Source organism: Hamadaea tsunoensis DSM 44101 (genome assembly GCF_000428945.1).
GTDB classification, from domain to species: Bacteria; Actinomycetota; Actinomycetes; order Mycobacteriales; family Micromonosporaceae; genus Hamadaea; species Hamadaea tsunoensis.
In genome coordinates, this window is record NZ_KE386821.1 from 194,411 (window position 1) to 217,458 (window position 23,048).

Annotated in this window: 19 protein-coding genes and 1 riboswitch; of the genes, 18 read left to right on the forward strand and 1 reads right to left on the reverse strand. The window is 72.1% G+C overall.

Annotated elements, in window-relative coordinates; genetic code table 11:
* Nucleotides 1-35 precede the first annotated feature (35 nt).
* The 4 genes from G401_RS0140000 to G401_RS0140015 all read left to right on the forward strand — a co-directional run bounded on the left by G401_RS0140000 (nt 36) and on the right by G401_RS0140015 (nt 4,004).
* A complete protein-coding gene (locus G401_RS0140000; protein ID WP_027346901.1) occupies nt 36-455 on the forward strand; it encodes an SRPBCC family protein in 420 nt (139 codons plus the stop codon).
* Nucleotides 456-524: 69 nt separating this feature from the next.
* Complete coding sequence (locus G401_RS0140005; protein ID WP_027346902.1) at nt 525-1,988, forward strand: multicopper oxidase family protein; 1,464 nt, start codon at nt 525-527, stop codon at nt 1,986-1,988.
* A 63-nt stretch (nt 1,989-2,051) separates the two neighbouring features.
* Entirely contained in the window at nt 2,052-3,401 is a 1,350-nt protein-coding gene (locus tag G401_RS0140010; RefSeq protein ID WP_027346903.1) for a hypothetical protein, read from the forward strand.
* 81 nt (nt 3,402-3,482) lie between these two features.
* On the forward strand, nt 3,483-4,004 hold the full coding sequence (locus tag G401_RS0140015; protein ID WP_157546804.1) for a Calx-beta domain-containing protein: 522 nt from the start codon (nt 3,483-3,485) through the stop codon (nt 4,002-4,004).
* Between the two features lie 46 nt (nt 4,005-4,050).
* Here the strand turns inward: G401_RS0140015 and G401_RS51680 are convergent, their stop codons facing one another.
* Nucleotides 4,051-7,014: an AfsR/SARP family transcriptional regulator gene (locus G401_RS51680; RefSeq protein WP_169734312.1), complete on the reverse strand. Its 2,964-nt coding sequence runs from the start codon at nt 7,012-7,014 to the stop codon at nt 4,051-4,053.
* 130 nt (nt 7,015-7,144) lie between these two features.
* Between G401_RS51680 and G401_RS0140025 the strand changes: the two genes are divergently transcribed.
* The 14 genes from G401_RS0140025 (at nt 7,145) to G401_RS0140095 (ending at nt 23,034) form a co-directional block, all read left to right on the forward strand.
* On the forward strand, nt 7,145-7,735 hold the full coding sequence (locus tag G401_RS0140025; RefSeq protein ID WP_027346905.1) for a hypothetical protein: 591 nt from the start codon (nt 7,145-7,147) through the stop codon (nt 7,733-7,735).
* Nucleotides 7,736-7,989: 254 nt separating this feature from the next.
* A riboswitch (SAM riboswitch) is annotated at nt 7,990-8,101 on the forward strand.
* Between the two features lie 47 nt (nt 8,102-8,148).
* Nucleotides 8,149-8,730 carry a thioredoxin family protein gene (locus G401_RS53930; RefSeq protein ID WP_281174233.1) on the forward strand — a complete coding sequence of 194 codons (582 nt, stop codon included), beginning with the start codon at nt 8,149-8,151 and terminating at the stop codon, nt 8,728-8,730.
* 72 nt (nt 8,731-8,802) lie between these two features.
* Complete coding sequence (locus tag G401_RS0140035) at nt 8,803-10,464, forward strand: ABC transporter substrate-binding protein (RefSeq protein ID WP_027346906.1); 1,662 nt, start codon at nt 8,803-8,805, stop codon at nt 10,462-10,464.
* On the forward strand, nt 10,461-11,477 hold the full coding sequence (locus tag G401_RS51690) for an ABC transporter permease (RefSeq protein ID WP_084558129.1): 1,017 nt from the start codon (nt 10,461-10,463) through the stop codon (nt 11,475-11,477). The genes G401_RS0140035 and G401_RS51690 overlap by 4 nt, the downstream gene beginning before the upstream one ends.
* Nucleotides 11,477-12,367 (forward strand): ABC transporter permease, encoded by an 891-nt coding sequence (locus tag G401_RS0140045; RefSeq protein ID WP_084558131.1) that lies wholly within the window; start codon nt 11,477-11,479, stop codon nt 12,365-12,367. Before G401_RS51690 ends, G401_RS0140045 begins: the two co-directional genes overlap by 1 nt.
* Nucleotides 12,364-14,040 (forward strand): dipeptide ABC transporter ATP-binding protein, encoded by a 1,677-nt coding sequence (locus G401_RS51695; RefSeq protein ID WP_051367943.1) that lies wholly within the window; start codon nt 12,364-12,366, stop codon nt 14,038-14,040. The genes G401_RS0140045 and G401_RS51695 overlap by 4 nt, the downstream gene beginning before the upstream one ends.
* Nucleotides 14,037-15,149 (forward strand): FAD-dependent oxidoreductase, encoded by a 1,113-nt coding sequence (locus G401_RS0140055; protein ID WP_027346908.1) that lies wholly within the window; start codon nt 14,037-14,039, stop codon nt 15,147-15,149. The genes G401_RS51695 and G401_RS0140055 overlap by 4 nt, the downstream gene beginning before the upstream one ends.
* A gap of 82 nt (nt 15,150-15,231) precedes the next feature.
* Nucleotides 15,232-16,428: an LLM class flavin-dependent oxidoreductase gene (locus tag G401_RS0140060; RefSeq protein ID WP_027346909.1), complete on the forward strand. Its 1,197-nt coding sequence runs from the start codon at nt 15,232-15,234 to the stop codon at nt 16,426-16,428.
* Nucleotides 16,429-16,451: 23 nt separating this feature from the next.
* Nucleotides 16,452-17,162 carry a GNAT family N-acetyltransferase gene (locus G401_RS0140065; protein WP_027346910.1) on the forward strand — a complete coding sequence of 237 codons (711 nt, stop codon included), beginning with the start codon at nt 16,452-16,454 and terminating at the stop codon, nt 17,160-17,162.
* Nucleotides 17,159-18,364: an LLM class flavin-dependent oxidoreductase gene (locus tag G401_RS0140070; protein ID WP_211240968.1), complete on the forward strand. Its 1,206-nt coding sequence runs from the start codon at nt 17,159-17,161 to the stop codon at nt 18,362-18,364. The genes G401_RS0140065 and G401_RS0140070 overlap by 4 nt, the downstream gene beginning before the upstream one ends.
* Nucleotides 18,361-19,725: an NtaA/DmoA family FMN-dependent monooxygenase gene (locus G401_RS0140075; RefSeq protein ID WP_027346911.1), complete on the forward strand. Its 1,365-nt coding sequence runs from the start codon at nt 18,361-18,363 to the stop codon at nt 19,723-19,725. The genes G401_RS0140070 and G401_RS0140075 overlap by 4 nt, the downstream gene beginning before the upstream one ends.
* Nucleotides 19,726-19,863: 138 nt before the next feature.
* Nucleotides 19,864-20,934, forward strand: coding sequence for a peptidoglycan DD-metalloendopeptidase family protein (locus tag G401_RS53935; RefSeq protein WP_064741965.1), 1,071 nt, complete (start codon nt 19,864-19,866; stop codon nt 20,932-20,934).
* A gap of 166 nt (nt 20,935-21,100) precedes the next feature.
* Nucleotides 21,101-22,342 (forward strand): sensor histidine kinase, encoded by a 1,242-nt coding sequence (locus tag G401_RS51710; RefSeq protein ID WP_245602080.1) that lies wholly within the window; start codon nt 21,101-21,103, stop codon nt 22,340-22,342.
* Nucleotides 22,339-23,034, forward strand: a complete 696-nt coding sequence (locus G401_RS0140095) for a response regulator (RefSeq protein WP_027346912.1) — start codon at nt 22,339-22,341, stop codon at nt 23,032-23,034. Before G401_RS51710 ends, G401_RS0140095 begins: the two co-directional genes overlap by 4 nt.
* The last annotated feature ends 14 nt before the right edge of the window (nt 23,035-23,048 follow it).

The following is a 23,048-nucleotide window of genomic DNA, read 5'->3' on the forward strand; positions in this document are numbered from 1 at the left end:
CCGAGATGCGACACGGCGTACGGGGGAGGGGCGGCATGGCCACGGTTCGGGTCGAGGCGACGATCAAGGTGCCCGCGCGGGCTGCCTGGGACGCCGTCGCGGACGTCGGTGCGGTGCACGAACGCCTGCTCCCCGGCCGGGTCGCGAGCGCCCGCCTCGACGGTGGTGTTCGCATCCTGACGATGCCCGACGGTTCGGAGATCCGCGAGTTGATCATCTCGGTCGACCACGAACTCCGGCGCCTCGCGTACGCGGTGGTGGAAGGGCAGAAGCTGCCGCTCACGTACCACCACGCTTCCTTCGAGGTGTACGCCGAAGGGGACGGGTGCCGGCTGGTCTGGTCGACCGATCTCCTCCCCGACGGGCTCGCGGAAGCGGTGCGGGCGCGTACGGAACGAGGGATCGTCGAGATCAAACAGAACCTGGAAGCCGCCTCCCTTGCGGGATGTCCCTGAGTCGACCGTCATGAAATGCGGGGACATCTCCCCGATGGCCGGCCGGCGCCCGGCTGACACGATCTTGATATGCGACGTCGAACCTTCTTCACGCTGGCCGCCGTCCCTGCTCTCCTGACCGCCTGTGGCCCCGGAGACCTGAGCGGCGGGCCGGAACCCCAGGCGAAGCTGTCCTTCCGCAACCGGCTGCGCATCCCGCCCCTGGCGCCCTCCACCGTGGACAAGGACGGCGTACGCCGGTTCGAGCTGACGATGCAGCGGGGCCGGACCGAGCTGCTGCCCGGCAAGCCGACCGACACCTACGGCTTCAACGGCTCCTACCTCGGCCCCACCGTACGCGCGCGGCGCGGCGAGACCGTCCGCATGGTCGTACGCAACGAGCTCGGTGAGCAGAGCACCGTCCATTGGCACGGTATGCGGCTGCCCGCCCGGATGGACGGCGGCCCGCATCTGCCGATCGCGCCCGGGGCGACGTGGAGTCCGCAATGGACGATCACCCAGCCCGCCGCGACCTCGTGGTACCACCCGCATCCGCACGGCGCGACCGCGATGCACGTCTACCGTGGACTGGCCGGCCTCTTCCTGCTCGACGAGCCCGGCGGGCCCACGCTGCCGTCCGCGTACGGGGTGGACGACGTGCCGCTCATCCTGCAGGACAAGAACCTGGCGGCGGACGGTTCGCTCGCGGGCGACCCGCTCAAGGGCACCTTCGGCATTCTCGGCAACACGGTGCTCGTCAACGGCACCTACGATCCGTACCTGGCCGTCGAGAGCCGGCGCGTACGGTTGCGGATTCTCAACGGCTCCAACGCCCGCATGTACGACATCCGGTTCGCCGACCGCCGCCGTTTCCACGTGATCGCCAACGACGCCGGCCTGCTCAACGCCCCGGTCGAGGTCGACCAGGTGTCCCTCAGTCCCGGTGAGCGGGCCGAGATCGTGGCGGAGTTCGCCCCCGGCGAGCAGGTGGTGCTGCGCAGCATCGGCGGCTCCGCCGACATCGACGCAGGAGACCTCGACCTGCTGAAGATCGTGGCGGCGAAGCAACTGAAGGCGTCACCGCCACTGCCGGACCGGCTGGCCGACCGGCACATCGACGTGCCGGCGGGGGCGAAGGTCCGCCGGTTCAAGCTCAACGGCCACGACTCCATCAACGGCCAGGAGATGGACATGACCCGCATCGACGAGGTCGTCGCGGCCGGCGCCCGCGAGATCTGGGAGATCGTGAACAACGTCTACTCGCACAACTTCCACATCCACGAGGTCGCCTTCCGGGTGCTCGACGTCGACGGCGCGCCGCCGCCCGCGTACGCGACCGGGCCCAAGGACACGGTGTTCGTACCGGGGAAGTCGACGGTCCGGCTGGCGGTCGAGTTCGGCCAGGACACCGACCCGAACTGGCCGTACATGTACCACTGCCACATCCTGCGGCACGAGGATTCGGGCATGATGGGCCAGTTCGTCGTCGTCCCGCCGGGTACCGAGTCCGTCGTTCCCCGGGTCCTCGGCGCGCATGCGGGACACAGCATGTGAGTGGAAGCCCGTTGCGGTGGCCGGTTACAGTTCCGGACGCCGACATCGGATCCGGGGGGCCGCATGCCATCGATCGTCCTCGTGCTCCTCATACCGTTCTACCTCGTAGGCCTGGCCTTTTTCCTCGCACCGGTCGGGCCGTCCCGGCTGGCCTGGCTGAGCACGCCGGACAGCACCGACGAGGACCGGTGGCGGCTGCGGGCGTACCTGGTGGCTCGGCGGCGGATGTGCACGGCCGGGGTCATGGCGGCGGGTACCGCGAGCATCGTGGCGTCGGTGGGACAGCAGCGGCTGTCGTTCTCCTTCGTCCAGCTGCTCATCGGTTGGCTGGCCGGTGCGATCGCGGTCGAGGTGTGGTACCGGCGCGATCTGCGGTCCGACGAGCGCGTACCTCTGCCCTACTGGTGGCGGTTCCTGCCGTGGGCGGTCGGCGCGGCGGCCGCGGTGTCCACTGTGGTCGCGGGGCGGATCCGCAGCGCGGCCACCGATCCGTCGGCGATCACGGGATGGGGGCTCGCGGCGGTCGCGGCCGTCCTCGTCGTCATCCTCGCGACCTGGTTCGTCGCCGGGCGTACGCCGCGGGGCCTGTCCGGGGTCCGGTGGCGCTACGTCACCGTCGAATCGGTACGCGGCCTGACCGTCGCCGGCTGCGCGCTGGCGCTGGTCTGCCTCGTTCCGATGTGGCTGGCGGCGGTGCCCGGCCCCTACGAGGAGCCGCCGACCGGTGGGTGGGCCTGGCTCGCCCTGGCCGCGTTCCTGTTCCCGTTGATCCTGCCGCTGCCGCCGGTACGCCTGGTCCTGCGCATCGTCGCGGGTGTGACCGCGTTCGTCCTCGTGCTCGGCGTGCCGCTCGCATGGGCGTGGCCCACCCGGGCCGCCCAAGACCCTCCCTTCACGGCGGAGCAGCTGCGACCGGTCGCGCATCTGCGGGTGGTGACCGGCGACGGGCTGCCCGGCGCCCTGACCGACCTCGGTCTGCTGGACGTGTGGCCGTCGCGTGTCGACGCCTTCGGCGCCGACACCGAGACCTTCATCGGCCGGATCGACATCGCCCGCGCCCTGCCGCCGGGGGACTACCTGGAACTCCTGGTCATCGATCGGCGGACGGGGCGGGTGGCACCGATCCAGGACGGGGACGGCGGCGGTTGGTTCGGGAACTGGAGCACGGTTCTCGCCGACCGCTATCCGTGGCTGTCGGAGCTGCGTCCCCGGACCAGCGTCTCCGGCGGCATGGTCGACAACGCCGAAGGTGTGTCCCTGGGCCGCCGCGACGGATCGGGGCCGTTGTGGTTCTCCAGCGGTCCCTTCGGCCGTCCCGGCACGTATGCGGCGGACCAGCTGGAACTCGTGCTCGTCTACGTACGCTCCGACGAGTACATCTACTGGGCGACGCGCGTACCCGTGAGCAGCTGACCGGGGCGCCACAACAGTTCCACAACAGCGGGCGCGTACACCTGGGGCACGGGCATCGGGCCCGGCGAAGAAGGAGTGGACGTGCGTGAGGAACGTGGGCGGCTGGCCCTGGCGATGACGGCCGCGGTGGCGATGGCGGCAGGCGCCCTCGTGGTGACCGGTGTGGCGGCGGTCGCCGGCACGGATTGCGCCGGCACTCGCGATGTGCTGGTCACCAGCCTCGCCACGGCCGAGGGCACGCAGCGCGACGGTCTGACCCGGCTGACGCTGACCGTGGTCAGCCGTGGTTGCGCGTTGCCGGGCTCGGTCGGCTACGCGCTGAAGCCGGTGACGACCGACGACAAGGATCTGACCTATCGCGGCGGGACGCTCACCTTCGCCGAGGGCGACCTGAAGGATCAGGCGCTGACCGTCGACGTCCGCGCCGACGACGTGGTCGAGCCGGACGAGCAGTTCGCGGTGGTGCTGACCGAGCTGCGCGGCGCGACGCGGGCCTGCGACACGATGGCGGTCGTCACGGTCGTCAACGACGACCCCGGCAAGTACATCCCGCCGACCATCACGCCCAGCATCCTGCCCTGCGAGCTGCACAGCTCGCGGTAGGTCAGACCAGGCAGGCCAGCGCGTCGGCCTCCGCGTCCGCGCCGGCCTAGCGGAACAGGGCGGCCGCCGCGCTCCACCGGGCCTTCGCCCCGTCCAGGTCCGAGCGTCTGCGCTCCAGATCTCCGGCCGTACGCAGAGTCGTCGCGTACTCGAAGGCGTCGGGTACGCGTGCCCGCAGTGCGAGCGCCTCGTCGAGCAGCCGCCCGGCGGTGCCGAGGTCGCCGCCGGCCATGTTCGCCGCGGCGAGGTTGGTCAGGGCGGTGGCGAGCAGGTGCTCGTCGGCGAGGTCGCGGCTGATCGCGCACTGCTCGGTGAACAGCGCGACGGCGTCGCCGGACCGGTGCTGGCGCAGGGCGATCGTGCCGAGCTGGCCGAGCGTACCGGCCTGGTAGCGCCGGTTGCCGGTGGTGCGCCGCAGTTCCAGCGCCCGTTCGAAGCAGTCGCGGGCCGCGTCGTCGTCGCCGCGGATGGCGTGGGTCTCGCCCAGGCCATGCCAGACGGCCGAGGCCAGCCGCAGGTCACCGTCGGCGTCGGCGATCGCGAGCCCCTGTTCGAGATGGGCGAGGCTGTCCGCGGTACGCCCCACGCGGGCGTGCAGGTGTCCCAGGTTGTTGTGCGCCAGCAGCATGCCGAGCCGGTGCCCGGCGGCCGTGTGGACGGCGAGCGCCCGCTCGCAGGCCTCGATCGCGGCGTCGTAGCGGTGCAGCCGGCCGAGCGCGGCGGCGATGTTGTTGTGCACGTGCCCGAGTCCGCGCTGGTCGCCGGTCTCGGTGAGGACGCCGAGCGCGGCCCGCAGGTGGACGAGGGCCTCCTCGTAGCGGTGGGCCGCCGTGCAGGCGACGCCGAGCCCGCTGAGCATGAGGCCCTCCGCGACGCGGTCGCCCCGGCCGGCCACGGCGGCGTACCCGCGCTGGTAGACCTCGACGCGGTCGCCGGTCCGGCCCCGGGACTCGAAGTACCCCGCGACCAGGTACGCCATCTGCCACGCGTGATCGGCGTGGCCGGTGCGGGCCGCGTACGCGATGACGGGCACGAGGTTCGCGTGTTCGCCGTCGAGGTACGCGAGCACGGCCTCGGGCGTCGCCGCGAACGGTGCCGTGAACTCCCCGCCCGGCGCCGGTACGCGGTCGCGCGCCGGGTCGAGCACGGCGTTGGCGGCGTACACGAGGTGCCGGTACCAGTCGAGCAGCCGCCGTCCGGTCGCCTCGCGATCGGCTTCTGCGTCCTGAGTGGACAGTTCGGTCGCGTACACGCGGATGAGGTCGTGCATGGCGTAGCGGCCGGAGGAGACCTCGGTGAGCAAGTGCGCGGAGGCCAGCTCGTCGAGGTCGCGGCGGGCGTGCCCGGCGCCGCGGCCGGCGAGGGCGGCGGTGAGCCCGGCGCCGACCGTGCGGCCCGGATGCAGCCCGGCCAGGCGGAACAGCCGGGCGGCCGGTTCGCTGAGCGAGTCGTACACGGTGGTGAGGACCTTGCGGACCGACCGGCTGTCGCCGTCGGCGGCGAGCAGGTCGAGGCGGTCGTCGCCGGACAGGTCGGCCACGAGGTCGACGATGAGCCGGCGCGGCCGGGCGGCGAGCCGGGCCGCCGCGAGGCGCAGCGCGAGCGGCATGCCGGCGCAGAGTTCGGCGAGGCGGCGGGCGGCGTCGGGCTCCTGCGCGACCCGCTGCTCGCCGAGGACGCGGCGCAGCAGTGCAGCCGATGCGTCGGCGGGCAGCGCGTCGAGCTCGACCTGGTGGACCTCGTGATGGGCGCCGAGCGCGGTCAGCCGCCGCCGGGTGGTGACCACGAGCAGGCTCGCCGGCCCCGGTGGGACGAGGGGCAGCACGTGGTCGGCGGTGCCGGCGTCGTCCAGCAGCAGCAGCGTCCGCCGGTCGGCCAGCAGCGTCCGGTAGAGGCCGAGCTGCTCCCCGTGGGTGACCGGCATCCGATCGGCCGGTACGCCCAGGACGCGGAGCACGGCGGCGAGCGCGTCGCCGGGGGTGAGGGAGGCGTCGGGGTCCTCGCCGCGCAGGTCGAGGAAGATCTGCCCGTCGGGGAAGCCGGCGGCGACCCGCCGGGTCCACTGCGCGGCGAGGGCGGTCTTGCCGATGCCGGGCGGCCCGCAGATGATCACGACGCGCTGGTCGGTGCCGCCCGCGGCGGCCCAGCGGTCGAGTCGATCCAACTCGCCGTCCCGGCCGGTGAAGTGGCCGACCGGCGGCGGAAGCTGCGCGGGCACGACCGCCGTCCGCAGTGGACGTTCGACGGTTTCCGCACCGCGTTCCTCACCGCGCAGGATCCGGGCGTGCAGTGCGCGCAGCCGCGGATCGGGGTCGATGCCCACCTCGTCCGCGAGGCGTACGCGCAGCTGCTGGTAGCGGTCCAGCGCGTCGGCGCGCCGGCCGCTGCGGTTGAGGGCCAGCATCAGCAGCTCCACGAGGCGTTCGCGGGCCGGCTCGGCGGCGGTCAGCCGCTCCAGTTCCGGCACGGCCGGCCCGTGCTCGCCCAGCGTCAGGCGGTCGGCCCACATCTCCTCGTACGCGCGCAGCCGCAGCTCCCGCAGGCGTACCACCTCGGCCTCGGCCCAGTCGCGGACGGCCGCGTCGGCGAGGACGTCACCGCGCCACAGGGCGAGCCCGGCGGTGAGCGTACCGGCCGCGCGGGCGACGTCGCCGGCCTCCCGCTGCTCGCAGGCGAGGCGTACGGCCTCTTCGAAGGCGTACACGTCGACCTCCGCCGCCGGTACGCGCAGCAGGTAACCCGGCTCCCGGGTGAGCAGGACATCCGGCAGGCCGGCGCGCTCGAACGCCTGCCGGATCCGGGAGACGTGACTGTGCAGGCTGCGCAGGGCCGTACGCGGCGGATCGTCGCCCCACAGCGCGTCGGTCAGCCGGTCGCTGGAGACCACCGAACCCGCGTGCAGCACCAGCAGCCCGGCCAGGGTGCGCTGGACCCGGCCGACCAGCTCGGCAGTACCCGCCGGACCGGTGATCCGGACCGGACCCAGCACCCCGAAACGGGTCCGGCTCACCGGCGACGCCCCCCACAAGCGATACACAACGCGGCCACAACAGGTGCCGTCCACAGTAGCCACATGATCGCGGAGGGGCCCGGTTCAGCCGGACATCCGACGATCCGTCCATCGTTGTGGAGGAGTTCCCATGAAGAAGCTACGTCTCGCCCTGGCCGCCCTCGTGGTCGCCGGCGCGGCGCTGGCCGTCGCGCCCGCGTCACCGGCGGCGGCCAGCCCCTCGATCGAGTGCTACACGATCGTCGACGACTACGGACAGGTGCACTACCACTGCTACGTGGTCGGCGCCCTGGAGGAGATCTGCTTCTGCAAGACCTGCCCGTGGATCGTCGACATCCGCGAGCAGATCGTGCTGCCGGAGTTCGACGAGCAGATCCTGACCGCCGTCGACCTGCTCAGCCAGGCCGCGTACGCCGCGGATCCGCGTACCGGGGCGGCCCTGCACGACCGGGCCGTCGCGCAGTTCACGGCCGCCGCCCAGTCCCTGAAGGGCACGCCGGTGACCGCCGGGTTCGTCGGCTACCACGACATCACGACCGGCAAGGACGTGGCGACCCGGACAGCCTGGCTCGCCGCCGCCAGCCAGGATCTCGCCGACGGGGTGACCCTGCTGGAGAAGTCGTTCGGCAGCGGCGACTCGGCCGCCCTGGTCCGCGCGGCCACCGCTCAGTTCGACGAGGCGTTCCAGGAGATCAACCAGAAGGCGGCCATCGGCGGCTGACCGGTACGCACAGGGTGAAATGGTTGCCGCCAGGGCGTTCTTCAGCCCTGGCGGCCATCGGCATGGAGTGACTCGGCACGGCCCTTTTCTCGTTGGTCCGATCTCGCCGGGGGCGGCGGCGACCGCTGGCGGCTCCCGTTGCACCGCCGAAGAGGCGGCGCATCTGCTACAACTCCTATGGGATTAGTAGACATTCGCGCCGCGTTGATCTATCGTTGCGGCAACTGATCCACTGGTTCGCCACGGATCGCCTGTGTTACGAGCGCCAACGTTCAGCCCCGGCTTGTTGGCCGGCAACCCTCCACCGCGGCGGGGTGCCCCGGGTGACGACACGACCGCACAACGACTGTGCGGTAAGACGGTGTAAGACTCACGAAAAGAGCACGACTGTGCCCATCTCTGCCCAACGGCGCGTGGAAGCCCTCGCGCAATCTATAACCTTCGATGAGTTTGTGGCAACGTCCCGCAACTTCACCGCGGAGTTCCGGGAGAACTACGCCGGCACCCGACTCGACGACCGCGATCGCGCCGTCCTGGAACGGATCGCCGAACCGATCGAGGTGCTCGCGATCGTCGAGGACTGGTGCCCGGACGTCGCGGCCAATCTGCCGATCCTGGCCCGTATCGCGGACGACAGCGGAAAGATCCGGCTGCGCGTACTCGTGCGGGACGACGCCAGCCGGGACGTCGCCGACGCGTACCCCTACGAAGGTCGCAGCCACGTCCCGACCTATGTCTTCAGCAGCGGGGCCGGCGACGAACTCGGCGTCGTGGTCGAGCGGACCCCCGTGATCCGCGAACGGGTCGAGGAGTATCTCGTGTCGTTCTTCGACGCGCATCCCCAACTGGACCGCTCGACCTTCCCGGCCGGCCTCACCGACGAGCTGAAGGCCGAACTGGTCGCCCTGCGGTTGCAGCACGCGCTGCGCGGACCGGAACGGGCCAGCTTCGTCGAGGTGATCGGCGAACTCGCCGCCCACGCGACCGCCGCCTGACTTCCCCCCGTCCGACCTTCCCCCATCTGTCACTTCCTGTCTGACATCACCTGTAAGGAGCGGCACCCCTTCATGCGTACCTTCCGTAGATCCCTGCGCTCCAGAGCCTGGGGCGTGGCCCTGACCGCGTCGGTCCTGGCGGGCCTGTCGGCCTGCGCCGGGGCGGACCCGGGCGACTCGGCCGCGTCCGGTACCACGACGCCGGTCAGCGGCGGCACTCTCACCTTCGCCGTGAACACCGACGGATCCTGCCTGGACCCGCACCAGAGCCCGGCCGACGTGGACGGCCTGTTCGCCCGGCCGATCGTGGACTCGCTGGTGTCCCTCAGCGCCGACGGCTCGCTGCATCCGTGGCTGGCCACCGAATGGTCGGTCTCGGCCGACCAGCTGACCTACTCGTTCACCCTCCGCGGAGACGTGACCTTCAGCGACGGCGAGAAGCTCGACGGCGCGGCGGTCAAGGCGAACCTGGACCACATCGTCAACCCGGCGACCAAGTCGCAGCTGGCGGCGGGCACCATCGCCACCTACAACGGCACGACGGTCGTCGACGCCACCCACATCCAGGTGCACTTCAAGGCGCCGAACTCCGCGTTCCTGCCGACCCTCGCCTCGGCGTACCTGGGGATCGAGGCTCCCCAGACGCTGACCAAGGCGCCGGCGGACCTGTGCACCCACATCGTCGGCAGCGGCCCCTTCGTGAGCGCGGACGGCTACAGCAAGGGCAAGGGCATCGAGTACGCCCGCAACGACGCCTACAACTGGGCGCCGCAGACCGCCCAGCACAGCGGAGCGGCGTACCTGAGCAGGTTGAGCATCCGGATCGTCCCCGAGGACGCGTCCCGCTACGGGGCGCTGACCAGCGGCCAGCTCGACGCGATCGCCAGCGTGCCGCCGGTCAACGTGGCCCAGCTGAAGAAGACCCCCGGTTTCCAGGTGCAGTCCGCGGCGGCGCCCGGCGGCAACTACAACTACTACCCGAACACGGTCAAGGGCGTCTTCGCCGACGTCAACGTCCGCAAGGCGTTCCGCGAGGGCATCGACTGGCAGACGATCGTCGACAAGCTCTACTTCGGACAGTTCCAGCCGGCCAAGGGTCCGATCTCACCGGCGACCGTCGGCTACGACAAGTCGATCGAGGCGGCGTACGCGTACAACGCCGAGGACGCCGGCAAGCTGCTCGACGCGGCCGGCTGGACGGGCCGCGACAGCGCGGGCTACCGCACGAAGGACGGCAAGCGGCTGACCGTCGTCCACCCGTTCCTCAAGGCGTACGCCCGGGAGCAGCGCGACACGCTGGCCGACCAGATCCAGGCGGCGGCCAAGCTGATCGGCATCGAGGTCGTCGACACCAACCCCGACATCGGCACCTTCTTCGCCAACCTCGGCACCGGCGCCTACGACCTGATCGACTTCAGCTGGCAGCGGTCCTCACCGGACTCCCTGCGTACGCTGTTCGGCACGGAGAACCTGCCCAAGGGCGGCTTCGGCACGAACGCGGCGGGCGTGAGCGATCCGGCGATCGACAAGGACTTCCTCGACGCGCTGGCCACCACCGACCTCGTGAAGCAGGGCGCGCTCTACGGCGACGCCCAGCACCGGGTCACCGACGCCGTCGCGGTCTTCCCGGTGTACGTGTTCAACTACCTGCTCGGTTCGAGCTCGAAGGTCCAGGGCGTGACCTTCGAGCCGCAGGCGTTCCCGACGTTCTACGACGCCTGGAAGCGTCCGTGACCGTCATACCGGCCGCCGGCACGCGCAACCGGAGCGGCCTGCGCGCCGCCTCCGCCCGCGTGCCGGCGGCCGCCCTCCTGCGCCGGGCGGGGGCCGCGGTCGTCGTGCTCTGGGGTGCCGTGACGATTACCTTCGCGGCGCTGCATCTCATTCCCGGCGGCATCGTCGATGCGATCATCGGCCAGTCCCGGGTCAGCCCGGAGATCCGCGCCCAGATCGTCAAGGACTACGCCCTGGACAAGCCGCTCTACGTCCAGTACGCGGAGTACTTCGGCCACCTGCTGCGCGGCGACCTGGGGCACTCCTACAACCAGGGTGTGCCCGTCGCGACGGCGATCGGCCAGCAGGCCGGGTCGACGTTCGCGCTGCTGCTCGGCGGCATCGGATTCGCCCTCGTGGCTGCGGTGGTCGTGGCGGTGGCGACCGCCAACCGGCCCCGGTGGATCCGGGGAACGGCGGCCACGGCCGAGATCGTCAGCGTGGCGGTCCCGTCCTTCTGGCTCGGCATCCTGCTGCTGACCGTGTTCTCCTTCCAGCTGCACTGGTTCCCGGCGATCGGCGCCGGCGGCCTCAGCGGCCTGGTACTGCCGGCGATCGCGCTCGGCCTCGCGCCGGCCGCGATGCTCAGCCAGGTCCTGCGGCAGGGGCTGGAACGCGTACTCGACGAGCCGTTCATCACCACCGCCCGGGCCCGGGGTGTCCGGTCGGCGGGCGTGCTGCTGCGCCACGCGCTGCGCCACGCGGTGATGCCGGTCATCACCCTGACCGGCTGGCTCATCGGCGCGTTCGTCAGCGGCGCCGTCGTGATCGAGAGCGTCTTCTCCCGGCAGGGACTCGGGCAGATGACGGTCGCCGCGATCGCCCAGCGGGACTTTCCCCTGGTCTCGGCGATTGTGCTGATCTCGGCGCTGGTGTACGTCGTCGTCAACTTCGTCGTCGACGCGGTCTACCCGCTGCTGGACCCGCGCCTGCGCAGGCCCGAGGCGGCCGCACCGCGGGAAAGGAGCGAGTGATGGCCCCGACCGTCGACGGCGAAGCCCGCGTACGCGCCTCGTGGCCGGTCCGCGGAATCCGGGGGAGCGGGCTCAACCTGGCCCGGTGGCGGCCCGGCGTCGCACTGAGCTTCGCGTTCATCGCGGTGCTGATCCTGGCCGCGCTCTGGCCGCACCTGTTCTCCTCGACCGACCCCAACGCGGCCGACATCCAGCACACGCTGGAGGCGCCGAGCGCCCAGCACTGGTTCGGCACCGATCAGAACGGCCGGGACATCTTCGCCCGGCTGGTCACCGGCGCCCGGCTGTCGCTGCTGATCGGGCTGGCCGCCTCCGTGCTCGCCCTCGTGGGCGGTTCGCTCATCGGCGTCCTGGCCGCGCAGGGCGGGCGGCTGGTGAACACGGTCGTCAACCGGTTGCTCGACATCTTCCTGTCGATACCGGGGCTGCTGCTGGTGCTGCTGCTCATCGCGGTGCTCGGCCCCGGCGTACGCAACGCGATCATCGGACTGGCCGTCATCACCACCCCGGGCTACGCGCGCGTCGTACGCGGCGAGGTGATCCGGATCCGCGGCGCGGTCCACCTCGAAGCGGCCCGCGCGCTGGGCTGGTCGCGCCCGCAGGTCGTCGTGCGCCACCTGGTACCCAACGCGCTCGGCCCGGTCCTGGTCCTGGCCACCATCGGGGTCGGCGCGGCCATCGGGACGGGGTCGTCGCTGAGCTTCCTCGGCCTCGGCCCGCAGGCGCCGACCGCGGAGTGGGGCGCGATGTTGTCCAGCAGCCGCGCGTACTTCACCGTCGCGTGGTGGCCGGCCATCTTCCCGGGACTGGCGATCACCTTCACCGTCCTCGCGATCACCGTCGCCGGGCAATTCCTGCAACTGCGCGTCGAAGGGCGTACCCGGTCATGACCACGGCTGAGCCGGCGCCACACCTCGTGGACGTCGAGAACCTGCACGTCACATTCGGATCGGGCCGTTCGGCGGTGTACGCGGTCCGCGGGGTCTCCTTCACCGTCGACGCCGGCCAGAGCGTAGCCGTCGTCGGGGAGTCCGGCTCGGGCAAGAGCGTCACCGCCCGCAGCCTGATCGGCCTGGCGGGCCGGGGTTCCGCCGTCCGGGCCGACCGGCTGCGCATCGAGGGCACCGATGCGCGGGCGCTCCCCGAAGGCAGGTGGCGCCAACTGCGGGGAAAGCACGTCGGTTTCGTCCTGCAGGACGCGCTGGGGTCCCTCGACCCGGCCCGTCGCGTGGGCGCCGAGGTCGGCGAGACGCTGCTCGCCCACCGCACGGTCGCCCGGTCGGCCGTCCCCGGGAAGGTCGTCGACCTGCTGCGCCAGGTCGGCGTCCCGTCCCCCGAGGCGCGCGCCAGCCAGTTTCCGCACCAGCTGTCGGGCGGCCTGCGCCAGCGGGCCCTCATCGCCTCGGCGATCGCGGCCGATCCCGCGCTGCTCATCGCCGACGAGCCGACGACCGCGCTGGACGTCACGGTGCAGGCGCAGATCCTGCAACTGCTCGCCCAGCGCAAGGCCACCGGGATCGCGCTGCTGCTGATCAGCCACGACCTCGCCGTCGTATCCACTGTGGCCGATCACGTCCTGGTCATGAAGGACGGCGTGTTCGTGGAGCAGGGCCCCACCCGGCAGGTCCTCGACGACCCGCAACATCCCTACACCCGCCAACTGCTGGCCGCCGTCCCGGTCGCCCACGCGCGCGGCACCCGGCTGTCCCCACGGGCGGGCTTCACCGCCCAGCCCCGGCCGGTCGCGGGCCAGGAGGTCGTCCTCGAAGCCAAGAACCTGGTCAAAACCTTCCAGGTGCCCGGCCAGGGCTCGCTCACCGCCGTCGACGACGTCTCCTTGCAGCTGTACGCGGGTGAGACCCTCGGCATCGTCGGCGAGTCGGGTTCGGGGAAGAGCACCACGGCCCGGCTGCTGCTCGACCTCGACCGCCCGGACTCCGGCACGGTGGACGTCGACGGTACGCGCTGGAGCCGGCTCGACGCCCGTGCGCAACGCGTCCTGCGGCAGCGGATCCAGGTGGTGTACCAGGATCCGCTCAGCTCCTTCGATCCGCGGTACCCGGTCGAGCGGATCGTCGCCGAGCCGCTGGCGGTCGCCGGGCAGCCGCGTACGGGGCGGCGTGCACGAGTCCTCGAACTGCTCGACCAGGTCGGGCTCACCGCGGACGTGCTCGACCGCCGGCCGGCGCAGCTGTCGGGGGGACAGCGGCAGCGGGTCGCGATCGCCCGGGCGCTGGCACCGCGGCCGCGGGTCATCGTGTGCGACGAACCGGTGTCCGCGCTCGACGTGTCCATCCAGGCCCAGGTGCTCGACCTGCTGGCCGACCTGCAGGCGGAGTTGGGGATCTCCTACGTGTTCATCTCCCACCACCTCGGTGTGATCTACCACGTCAGCGATCGAGTGCTCGTGATGAAGGACGGCAAAGTGGTCGAGTCCGGAGACGTCGAACAGATCTTCCACCACCCCCGGCACGCGTACACCAGGAATCTGCTCGCGGCGGTGCCGACGCTGGAAGGCGCGGCCCTGCGGCCGCGCGCCGCCGAGCCGCAGGTGACCCGATGACGGAGACGGTGGACGTGGTGGTCGTCGGCGGGGGAGCCATGGGCTCGGCGGCGGCCTGGCAGCTGGCCCGGCGCGGCCTGGACGTGGTGCTGCTGGAGCAGTTCGAGGCCGGCCACGCCCGGGGCGCCTCGCACGGCACGTCGCGGATCTTCCGACTGTCCTATCCGGACCCGGTGTACATCGGGCTCGCGCGGGAGGCGCAGCGGACGTGGCAGGAGCTCGAAGACCTGACCGGTACGCGCCTGCTGACGGTGACGGGCGGCGTGGACCACGGCGACCACCCGCATCTGCGGCTGCTGGCAGACGGCCTCGCCGCGGCGGGAGTGGCGCACACCCGGCTCACCCCGGCGGAGGCGGCCGAACGCTGGCCCGGGATCCGGTTCGACACCGAGGCGCTGTTCCATCCTGACAGCGGGCGGTTGCACGCCGACCGGTCGGTCGCGGCGCTGCAGGCGGCGGCCGGCAAGGCGGGCGCGCTCGTGCGGCACTCGACCCCGGTCACGTCGATCGAGGTGCTCGGCGAGGACGCCGTCCTCGTGCGCACCGACGGCGGCGACTACCGCGCCCGCCGGGTCGTCGCGGCGGTCAACGCCTGGGCGGCCAAGCTCGTCGGCGGGCTCGTGCCGCTGCCGCCGCTGCGCGTCACCCAGGAGCAGCCCGCCCACTTCCACGCCCGCCTTCCCGAGGACGGCTGGCCGAGCTTCGGCCACCTGTTCGCCGAAGGCTCGGCCGACGCGAGCGCGTTCCACGGCGGGATCTACGGGCTCGCGGCACCGGGTGACGGCATCAAGGTCGGCTTCCACGGCGTCGGCCCCGAGGTCGACCCCGACCACCGCGACTTCCTGCCCGAACCCGGCCAGCTGGCAGCCCTGCGGGAGTACGCGCGGCGCTGGCTGCCCGGCGTGGACGCCGACCGGGCCGACCCCATCAGCTGCACCTACACCACGACCCCTGACACCCACTTCGTACTGGACCGCCTCGGTCCCGTCGTCGTGGCGACCGGCTTCTCGGGGCACGGCTTCAAGTTCGTGCCCGCCGTCGGACGGGTTCTCGCCGACCTCGCGATCGACGGGACCCGCCCGGACCGGCGATTCGGGTTCGCCCGATGACCGTGTCGCCGTCTTCTTCGCCGGCCGTCCTGCCGGGCGTCCCGCAGTGCCTGTACCGAACCATCGCCGCTGGAGGAAACCCGTGAGCACAACACCTTTGGCCGTCCTCGACCTCGTCCCGCGCAGCAGCGGAGACGGCGTCGCCGCCGCGGTACGCAACGCCGTCGACCTCGCCCGGCAGGCCGAGCGGTTCGGCTACCACCGCTACTGGTTCGCCGAGCACCACCTCAACCCGGGAGTCCTCGGCGCTTCCCCGGCCCTGTCGATCTCACTGATCGGGGCGGCGACCAGCACCATCCGGCTCGGTTCGGCCGGAGTCCAGCTCGGACACCGCCAGCCGCTGGCGGTCGTCGAGGAGTTCGGTCTGCTCGACGCCGTCCACCCGGGCCGGCTCGACCTCGGCCTCGGCCGCTCGATCGGGCGCCAGAAACCGGCCGACCCGCCCGGCGACGCCACGGCAGCCCCGGCTCCGGTGGCGGTCGCCGCGTCGGCGTACGCCGCGAACCGGGGCGGCGCTGAGCACGCCGTCGAGCAGCGCGCCGACAACGGCCTGCTGCTGCCCAAGCAGTACGACTTCAGCAAGCTCATCGCGACCTCCGGCGCGAAGATCGCCGCGCTGCTGGACCTGCTGCAGCAGCCGGGCGCGTACACGCCCGACTACGACTCCCAGATCAGCGACATCCTCGCCTTCCTGGCCGGCACGTACGTCTCGCCCGGCGGGGTGGCGGTCCACGCGTACCCGGGCGAGGGCGCGGCGGTGCAGGTGTGGATCCTCGGCGCCTCCGGAGGTTCCAGCGCGACCGTGGCCGGTGCCCGGGGGCTTCGGTTCGCGGCCAGCTACCACCACAGCCCGAGCACCGTCCTCGACGCCGTCACCGCGTACCGGGCGGCGTTCGTGCCGTCGGCGGACCTGGCGCAGCCGCACATCTCGGTGTCCGCGGACGTGGTCGTAGGGGAGACCGACGAGCAGGCGGCCGTCCTCGCCGCCGGCTACCCGCTGTGGGTACGCAGCATCCGCACCGGCGCGGGCGCGATCGCGTTCCCGACGCCGGAGGAGGCCGCCCGGCACGAGTGGAGCGACGAGGACCGCGAACTCGTCCGCGACCGGGTCGACACCCAGCTCGTCGGCTCGCCCGCGACCGTCGCGGACAAGCTTGAGCAGCTGCGGGACGCGACCGGCGCCCACGAGCTGGCGATCACCACCATCACCCACCAGCACGCCGACCGGGTGCGCTCCTACCAGCTGCTCGCCGACGAGTGGGCCCGGCGAGGCAACTGACCTATGTGGACGGAGAGTAGCCGATGACGACCGCCGAAGCCGGCGTACACCTGCTGGACCAGGCCGCCTGGGCCTCGCTGACCGGCCCGCACGCCCACTTCGCCGAGGGCACCGGGCGGGCGCTGCGCTACCCCGCCGACGTCTCACCGATCATGGCCGTTCCGCCGGTCCAGGACGAGCAGGTCTGGGCGGACCTGCACCGGCTCGCCGGTCCGGGCGCGCTCGTCCTGCTCGCGGGGGACCTGTCGGAGCGGCCGGACGGCTGGGGGTCGGAGTTCGAGGGCGACGGGCTCCAGCTGGTCGCGACCGACGCACTGCGATCGCGGCCGTCCGACGAGGTCGTCACGCTCGGTGCCGCCGACGTGCCGCAGATGCTGGACCTGGTCGCCCGGACCCGGCCCGGGCCCTTCGAGGCCAAGACCTACCAGCTGGGAACCTACCTCGGCGTCCGGCGCGACGGCGTACTCGTCGCGATGGCCGGCGAGCGCCTGCATCCGCCGGGCTGGACCGAGATCAGCGCGGTCTGCACCGATCCCGCTCATCGCGGTCGGGGCCTCGCGACGACCCTCGTCCGCGCGGTCGCCCACAACATCCGCCAACGCGGCGAGATCCCGTTCATGCACGCATCGGCCGACAACGTCAACGCCGTCCGGCTCTACCGGTCGATCGGATTCGAGATCCGCCGGCAGGTCCGGTTCTCGGCGTTGCGCAGCCCCGAAGGAGAGACATCGTGACCGAGCTTCATCTCGCCGTCGCCCTGGACGGCGCCGGCTGGCATCCCGCCGCCTGGCGCAGCCCGGCCGCCCGCCCGCGGGAGCTGCTGACCGCCGCATACTGGAAGGACCTGGTCGCGCAGGCGCAACGGGGCCTGCTCGACTTCGTGACGATCGACGACTCGCTCACCCTCCAGTCCGGCGACCACTTCGCCGCCGACGACCGGACCGACCAGGTCCGGGGGCGCCTGGACGCGGCCCTCGTCGCGGCCCGCGTCGCGCCCGCTTCGGAGTACATCGGCATCGTGCCGACCGTGACCGCGACGCACACCGAGCCGTTCCACGTGTCCAAGGCCATCGCGACGCTCGACTACGTCAGCACGGGCCGGGCGGGGGTCCAGATCCGGGTCGGCGGCCTGGGCGGCGAGGCGGCGCTCTTCGGCCGCCGGCAACTGCCCACCCTGGACCTCGAAGCGCTCCAGCGGCCGGAGATCCAGCAGCTCATCGCCGAGCGGTTCGACGAGGCCGCCGACTTCATCGAGGTGCTGCGCCGGCTGTGGGACAGCTGGGAGGACGACGCCGAGATCCGCGACGCGGCCACCGACCGGTTCGTCGACCGCGACAAGCTGCACCACATCGATTTCGAGGGCCAGTGGTTCTCGGTACGCGGACCCTCGATCACGCCGCGGCCGCCGCAGGGGCAGCTGCTGGTCAGCGTACTGGCGCACGCCACGGTGCCCTACCGGCTGGCCGCGCGGCAGGCGGACGTCGTCTTCGTCACCCCACACGACACCGCGTCCGCGCAGGAGATCCTCGCCGAGCTCCGGCACGAGACCGCCGCGGCCGGGCGGGCGGACGATCTCCGCGTCTTCGCCGATCTGGTGGTCTTCCTCGACACCGACGCCGCCACGGCCGCCGGCCGCAAGGACGAGCTCGACGACCTCGCCGGAGCCGCGCTGTTCTCCGACGCCCGCATCCTCGCCGGCACGGCCGAGAGCCTGGCCGACCACATCGAGGAACTCCACCACCTCGGCTACGCCGGCGTACGCCTGCGGCCGGGAGTCCTGCCGACCGACCTCACCGCGATCACCGAATCGCTCGTGCCGCAGTTGCAGCGCCGCGGGCTGTTCCGGACCGCGTACGAAGGCACGACCCTGCGCGGCCGGCTGGGCCTCACCCGTCCCGCCAGCCGCTACCTCCTCACGAACGGAGCGGCGCGATGACCCGACCCAGAAAGCAGATCATCCTCGGCGCCTACCTCGGCGGCGTCAACCACCAGACCGTGTGGTCGGACCCGGCCGCCGGCAGCCAGATCGACTTCGCGTCCTTCCGGCACGCCGCCCAGACCGCCGAGCGGGGGAAGTTCGACTTCTTCTTCCTCGCCGAGGGACTGGCCCTGCGAGAACGGCAGGGGCAGATCTTCGACCAGGACGTCCTCGGGCGGCCGGACACCCTGACCGTCCTCGCCGGGCTGGCCGAGGTGACCGAGCATCTCGGCCTCGTCGGCACCCTGAACGCGACCTTCAACGAGCCCTACGAACTGGCCCGGCAACTGGCCACCCTGGACCACCTGTCGGGCGGGCGTACCGGGTGGAACATCGTCACCTCCTCCGACGCCTTCACCGGGCAGAACTTCCGCCGGGGCGGCTTCCTGGCCCGAGAGGAGCGCTACACGCGCGCCGAGGAGTTCCTCAGCCTCGCCCGGCAGCTCTGGGACTCCTGGGCCGAGGACGACATCGTCGCCGACAAGGAGTCCGGCCGGTTCCTGCGCCGGGGCGACGCGGGCGCCTTCGCGTTCCAGGGCCGGCAGTTCGACGTCAGCGGCCGGTTCACCGTGCCCCGCAGCCCGCAGGGCCAGCCGGTGATCCTGCAGGCGGGCGTGTCCGCCGAAGGCCGGGAGTTCGCCGCGGGCGGCGGCCCGGACGCGATCTTCTCGCCCTACCACACCCTCGCCGAGGCGCAGCCGTTCTACCGCGACATCCAGGAGCGCTCGGCCCGGCACGGCAAGCCGGACGGGTCGGTGAAGGTCCTGCCCGGCGCGGCGTTCGTCCTGGGCGACACCGAGGCCGAGGCGGTCGAGCGCCACCGCGAGATCGCCCGTACGCAGATCAGTGGCCGCGGCGCGCAGATCCTCCTCGAAACCGTGTGGAACCGCGACCTGTCCGGCTACGACCCCGACGGCCCCCTTCCCGACGTGGACCCCGATCCCGAAGGGGCGCCCGTCATCCAGGGCCGGGCCCGCATCCACCAGAACCCGTTCGACACCGTCGCCCGGTGGCGGGCCGTCGCGGCGGACAACAAGTACTCGCTGCGTCAGCTGGCGATCCACGTGTTCGGGCACGTGGAGTTCGTCGGAACACCGGCCCAGGTGGCCGAACGCCTCGACTCGTTCGTCCAGAACGACGGGTCCGACGGCTTCATCCTCGGCTCGCACCTGACCCCCACCGGTCTCGACGAGTTCGTCGACAAGGTCGTGCCTCTCCTGCAGGAGCGGGGCGCGCTGCGTACCGAGTACGACGGGTCGACGTTGCGTGACAACCTGCGCATTCCCGCGCCGGTCGAACGTCAGGCAGCGGTGGTGTAGGCCGCCTCGGCGGATCGGGCGGCCGCCGCCGGTCGCCCGATCCGCCGGCAAGTTCGCGGATTCGTGGGGTCACAGCGCACCTGCCCGAGGACACGATGAGCTGTCCAACGTGGTCACTTCACGACCTGAGGAGGAAACGTGGGTCTCACCCCCGACCGCGCCCCCCGGATCTCGCGCCGCGGTCTCGTTCTCGGCGGTGCCGCGGCTGGCGGCGGACTGCTCGCGAGCGTGTGGCTGCCGGCCGCCGCGTACGCCGGTCCGGCCGTCTACAACCCGTTCAGCGCCTATCCGATCACCGGGCCCTGGGATCCGCCGAACCACAACGGCGTCGACTTCGGGATGGCGGTGGGCACGTCGCTGCCCGCGTGCGGGGCCGGGACCATCGAGAACATCCCCTACAACGGCACCGGCGGTCACACCGTCACCATCCACCTGGGCGGCGGTTACCGCAGCCAGTACATGCACCTGTCGAGGTTCCTGCTCGCCACCGGGACGGCCGTGTCCGCGGGGACGATCGTCGGGCTGTCCGGCGGCGCGGCCGGAGCCGACGGCGCGGGCAACTCGACGGGACCGCACCTGCACTGGCACCTCATCGATCCCAGCGGCGTACGCCTCAACCCCCTCGCGTACGCGGGTGGCGCGTCGACCTCGTCGGAGGGAGCCATCCTGCAGAAGATCGGCAACGCGGGCGGCTACACCGGGCCCATGGACGGCGTACCGGGCGCCAACACCTGGATCGGAGTGCAGACGGTGATGCGCGGCTACGGCTACTCGGGGCCCATCGACGGCGTACCGGGGACGAACACCTACGCGGCCCTGCAGCGGCTGGCCCAGAAGGGCGGCTACAGCGGGCCGGTGGACGGGGCGCTCGGCGTCAACTCGTGGAAGGGCCTGCAGACCGTGCTGCGCAGGTTCGGCTACACCGGGCCGATCGACGGCGTGCCCGGAGCGAACACCTACGCGGCCCTGCAGCGGCTGGCCAAGCTGGGCGGCTACACCGGCCCCGTCGACGGGGCGCTCGGGGTGAACTCGTGGAAGGGCGTACAGAAGGTCCTGTCCGGGTTCGGCTACGCCGGGCCGATCGACGGCGCACCCGGTGTCAACACGTACGCGGCGCTGCAGCGCATGGCGACCCTGGGCGGCTACACCGGACCGGTCGACGGGCTGCCCGGTCCGAACACCTGGGCGGCGCTCGGCCGGCTGGTGTGATCTCCGGTTCCTCCCACCCGTTCCCGCGTACGCGGACGGGCTGAGCTTCCGGCCTGTCGGCCGCGCCCGGGCTGAAGTACATTGATCGCGCGCTTTGTCCGGGTCGGGCCGGTGAAGCATGAAGCAGCCGTTCGCGCCCAGGGGCAGACGGCCACTGGGAGGCGCGATGGTGGGGCGCAACGCGCGGTGGCGGGTCGCTGACCTGCCGACGACCAAGGTCGGCGTGGAGCGGGTGTTCACCTACTTCATCGCCGGCGTGCGGTTGGGGACGATCGCCCAGATGGTGCCCGCCGTCCGGGTGGGCGCCGCGGCCGCGCCCCATCACGTCGCCTATCTCGCCTGCTGGCTGGCCGCGGCCAGCGCGTCGATCGCGGTGTCCGTCGTGACGCTGGCCCGCCGCCGCCCCGTCGGTGCGGCGGCGGCCACGGCCGATTTCGCGCTGGCCTGCCTCCTGCTCGTCTTCGCGCCGTACGTGGTGCTGCCGGGCGCGCGCTTCGGCACCTGGGTCGCCTTCGAGCCGGGGTACGCGCTGTCGGTGATCATCACGGCCAGCGGCGTACGCAGCCTCGTCCTGTGGGCGGGCGGACTGGTAGGCGTCGTCGTCTGCTACGCGGTGTACCTCGGCAACGTGGCGACCGGGATGGTCACGACCGCCATGGGCAACGAACTGACCTTCGTCGTGTACGCGGTGGTGGCACGGATGCTGTTCAACTACATCCGCCGCATCGCCCACGACGCCGACGCCTCCCGTGCTCTCGCCGCCGAGCTGGCCCGGCGCGAAGAGGAGCGCCGGGCCCGGGTGCTGATGCACAACGGCGTCGCCATCATGCAGCTGCTCGCCCACCCCGGTCTCGGCGGGTCGCAGTCCGGCCTGGTGGATCAGGCCGAAGTGGAGCTGCAGCGGATGCGTGCCTACCTGCGCGGCGCGACCTCGCCGGAGGCGGCGTCCCGGGAGGGGCCGGACGAAGGCGGCGGCCAGCTGCGGCTGGCCGAGCTGGTGGCGCGGGTGTGCGATCGTTTCGCCGATCTGCGCATAGATCCCCTGCTGGATCTCGGTAAAGCCGTCCGGGTGCCGGTCGAGGAGGCGACGGCCGTCGAACGGGCGCTGGAGAGCCTGCTGCTCAACGTCCGCGCGTACGCGAAGGCGGAGAATGTCGTCGTCCACCTCGACCAGGACGGCGGGGGAGTGTGGGCGCTGACGGTGAGCGACGACGGCGTCGGGTTCGATCCCGCGTCGGTGGCGCTGGGGGTCGGATTGCGTGACGTCGTGGTCGGGGAGCTGGGGCAGCGCGGGCTCGGGGTCGTGATCACCTCGGCGCCCGGCGAGGGGACGACCGTGACGATCAGCCGGCGGATCCCGCCACCGGGACGGCGCGACGGACTCGGTCTCGTGGCGGACGCCCGATGAGGCCGAGGGTCGCGGTGGTCGACGACGCGTCGGTGATCCGGGCTTCGCTGGCGCTGCTCATGACCGACCTCGAGGTCGTGCTGGCGGCGGCCACGGTGGAGGAGCTCGTGCGGGCCGGCCCCGCGGTGGACCTGGTGCTGCTCGACCTGCATCTGGTCAATCAGGAGCAGCAACCGGACGTCCGGCAGGGCATCGCCGCCATCCGTGCCCTGACCGCGCGCGGCTACCGGATCTGCGTCTACAGCCAGGAGGAGCGCAGGTTCGTCCTGGCGGCGTGCATCGCCGCCGGCGCGAGCGGCATCGTCTCCAAGGCCGTGCCGACGGACCGGGCCCAGCAGCTGTTCCTGGAGGTCGCCGCGGGTGGAACCGCCGTGTCGCAGTCCGTGGTCGGCATCCTGGAGGTCCTCGTCCGGCGGGACTGCATCACCGTGCTCAGCGAACGCCAGCGCCAGATCCTGCACGGCCGGGCCCGTGGACTGACCTACGCCCAGGTGGCCAGGCAGCTGTTCGTCAGCGAGTCCACCCTGCGCGGCTACTGGCAGGACCTCACGAAGTCGCTGTCGGAGTCCCTGCGCGATCTGACCGCCGCCGAGATCGAGCGCGCCCTCGGTCTGGCCCCCGGCGACCTGCTGGAATTCTGGTCGGGAGACGACACCGACGCCGCCGACTGGTGGCGTGTCCATCGCCCGTGACGGCATCCGCCGGC

Bases quoted from the DNA above. Each gene is read 5' to 3' on its own strand.
- G401_RS0140025 (WP_027346905.1), top strand. From the start codon at position 7,145: ATGAAGAAGCTACGTCTCGCCCTGGCCGCCCTCGTGGTCGCCGGCGCG.
- G401_RS0140095 (WP_027346912.1), top strand. From the start codon at position 22,339: ATGAGGCCGAGGGTCGCGGTGGTCGACGACGCGTCGGTGATCCGGGCT.
- G401_RS0140045 (WP_084558131.1), top strand. From the start codon at position 11,477: ATGGCCCCGACCGTCGACGGCGAAGCCCGCGTACGCGCCTCGTGGCCG.
- G401_RS0140035 (WP_027346906.1), top strand. From the start codon at position 8,803: ATGCGTACCTTCCGTAGATCCCTGCGCTCCAGAGCCTGGGGCGTGGCC.
- G401_RS0140055 (WP_027346908.1), top strand. From the start codon at position 14,037: ATGACGGAGACGGTGGACGTGGTGGTCGTCGGCGGGGGAGCCATGGGC.
- G401_RS0140065 (WP_027346910.1), top strand. From the start codon at position 16,452: ATGACGACCGCCGAAGCCGGCGTACACCTGCTGGACCAGGCCGCCTGG.
- G401_RS51710 (WP_245602080.1), top strand. From the start codon at position 21,101: ATGGTGGGGCGCAACGCGCGGTGGCGGGTCGCTGACCTGCCGACGACC.
- G401_RS0140000 (WP_027346901.1), top strand. From the start codon at position 36: ATGGCCACGGTTCGGGTCGAGGCGACGATCAAGGTGCCCGCGCGGGCT.
- G401_RS0140075 (WP_027346911.1), top strand. From the start codon at position 18,361: ATGACCCGACCCAGAAAGCAGATCATCCTCGGCGCCTACCTCGGCGGC.
- G401_RS0140010 (WP_027346903.1), top strand. From the start codon at position 2,052: ATGCCATCGATCGTCCTCGTGCTCCTCATACCGTTCTACCTCGTAGGC.
- G401_RS0140005 (WP_027346902.1), top strand. From the start codon at position 525: ATGCGACGTCGAACCTTCTTCACGCTGGCCGCCGTCCCTGCTCTCCTG.
- G401_RS51695 (WP_051367943.1), top strand. From the start codon at position 12,364: ATGACCACGGCTGAGCCGGCGCCACACCTCGTGGACGTCGAGAACCTG.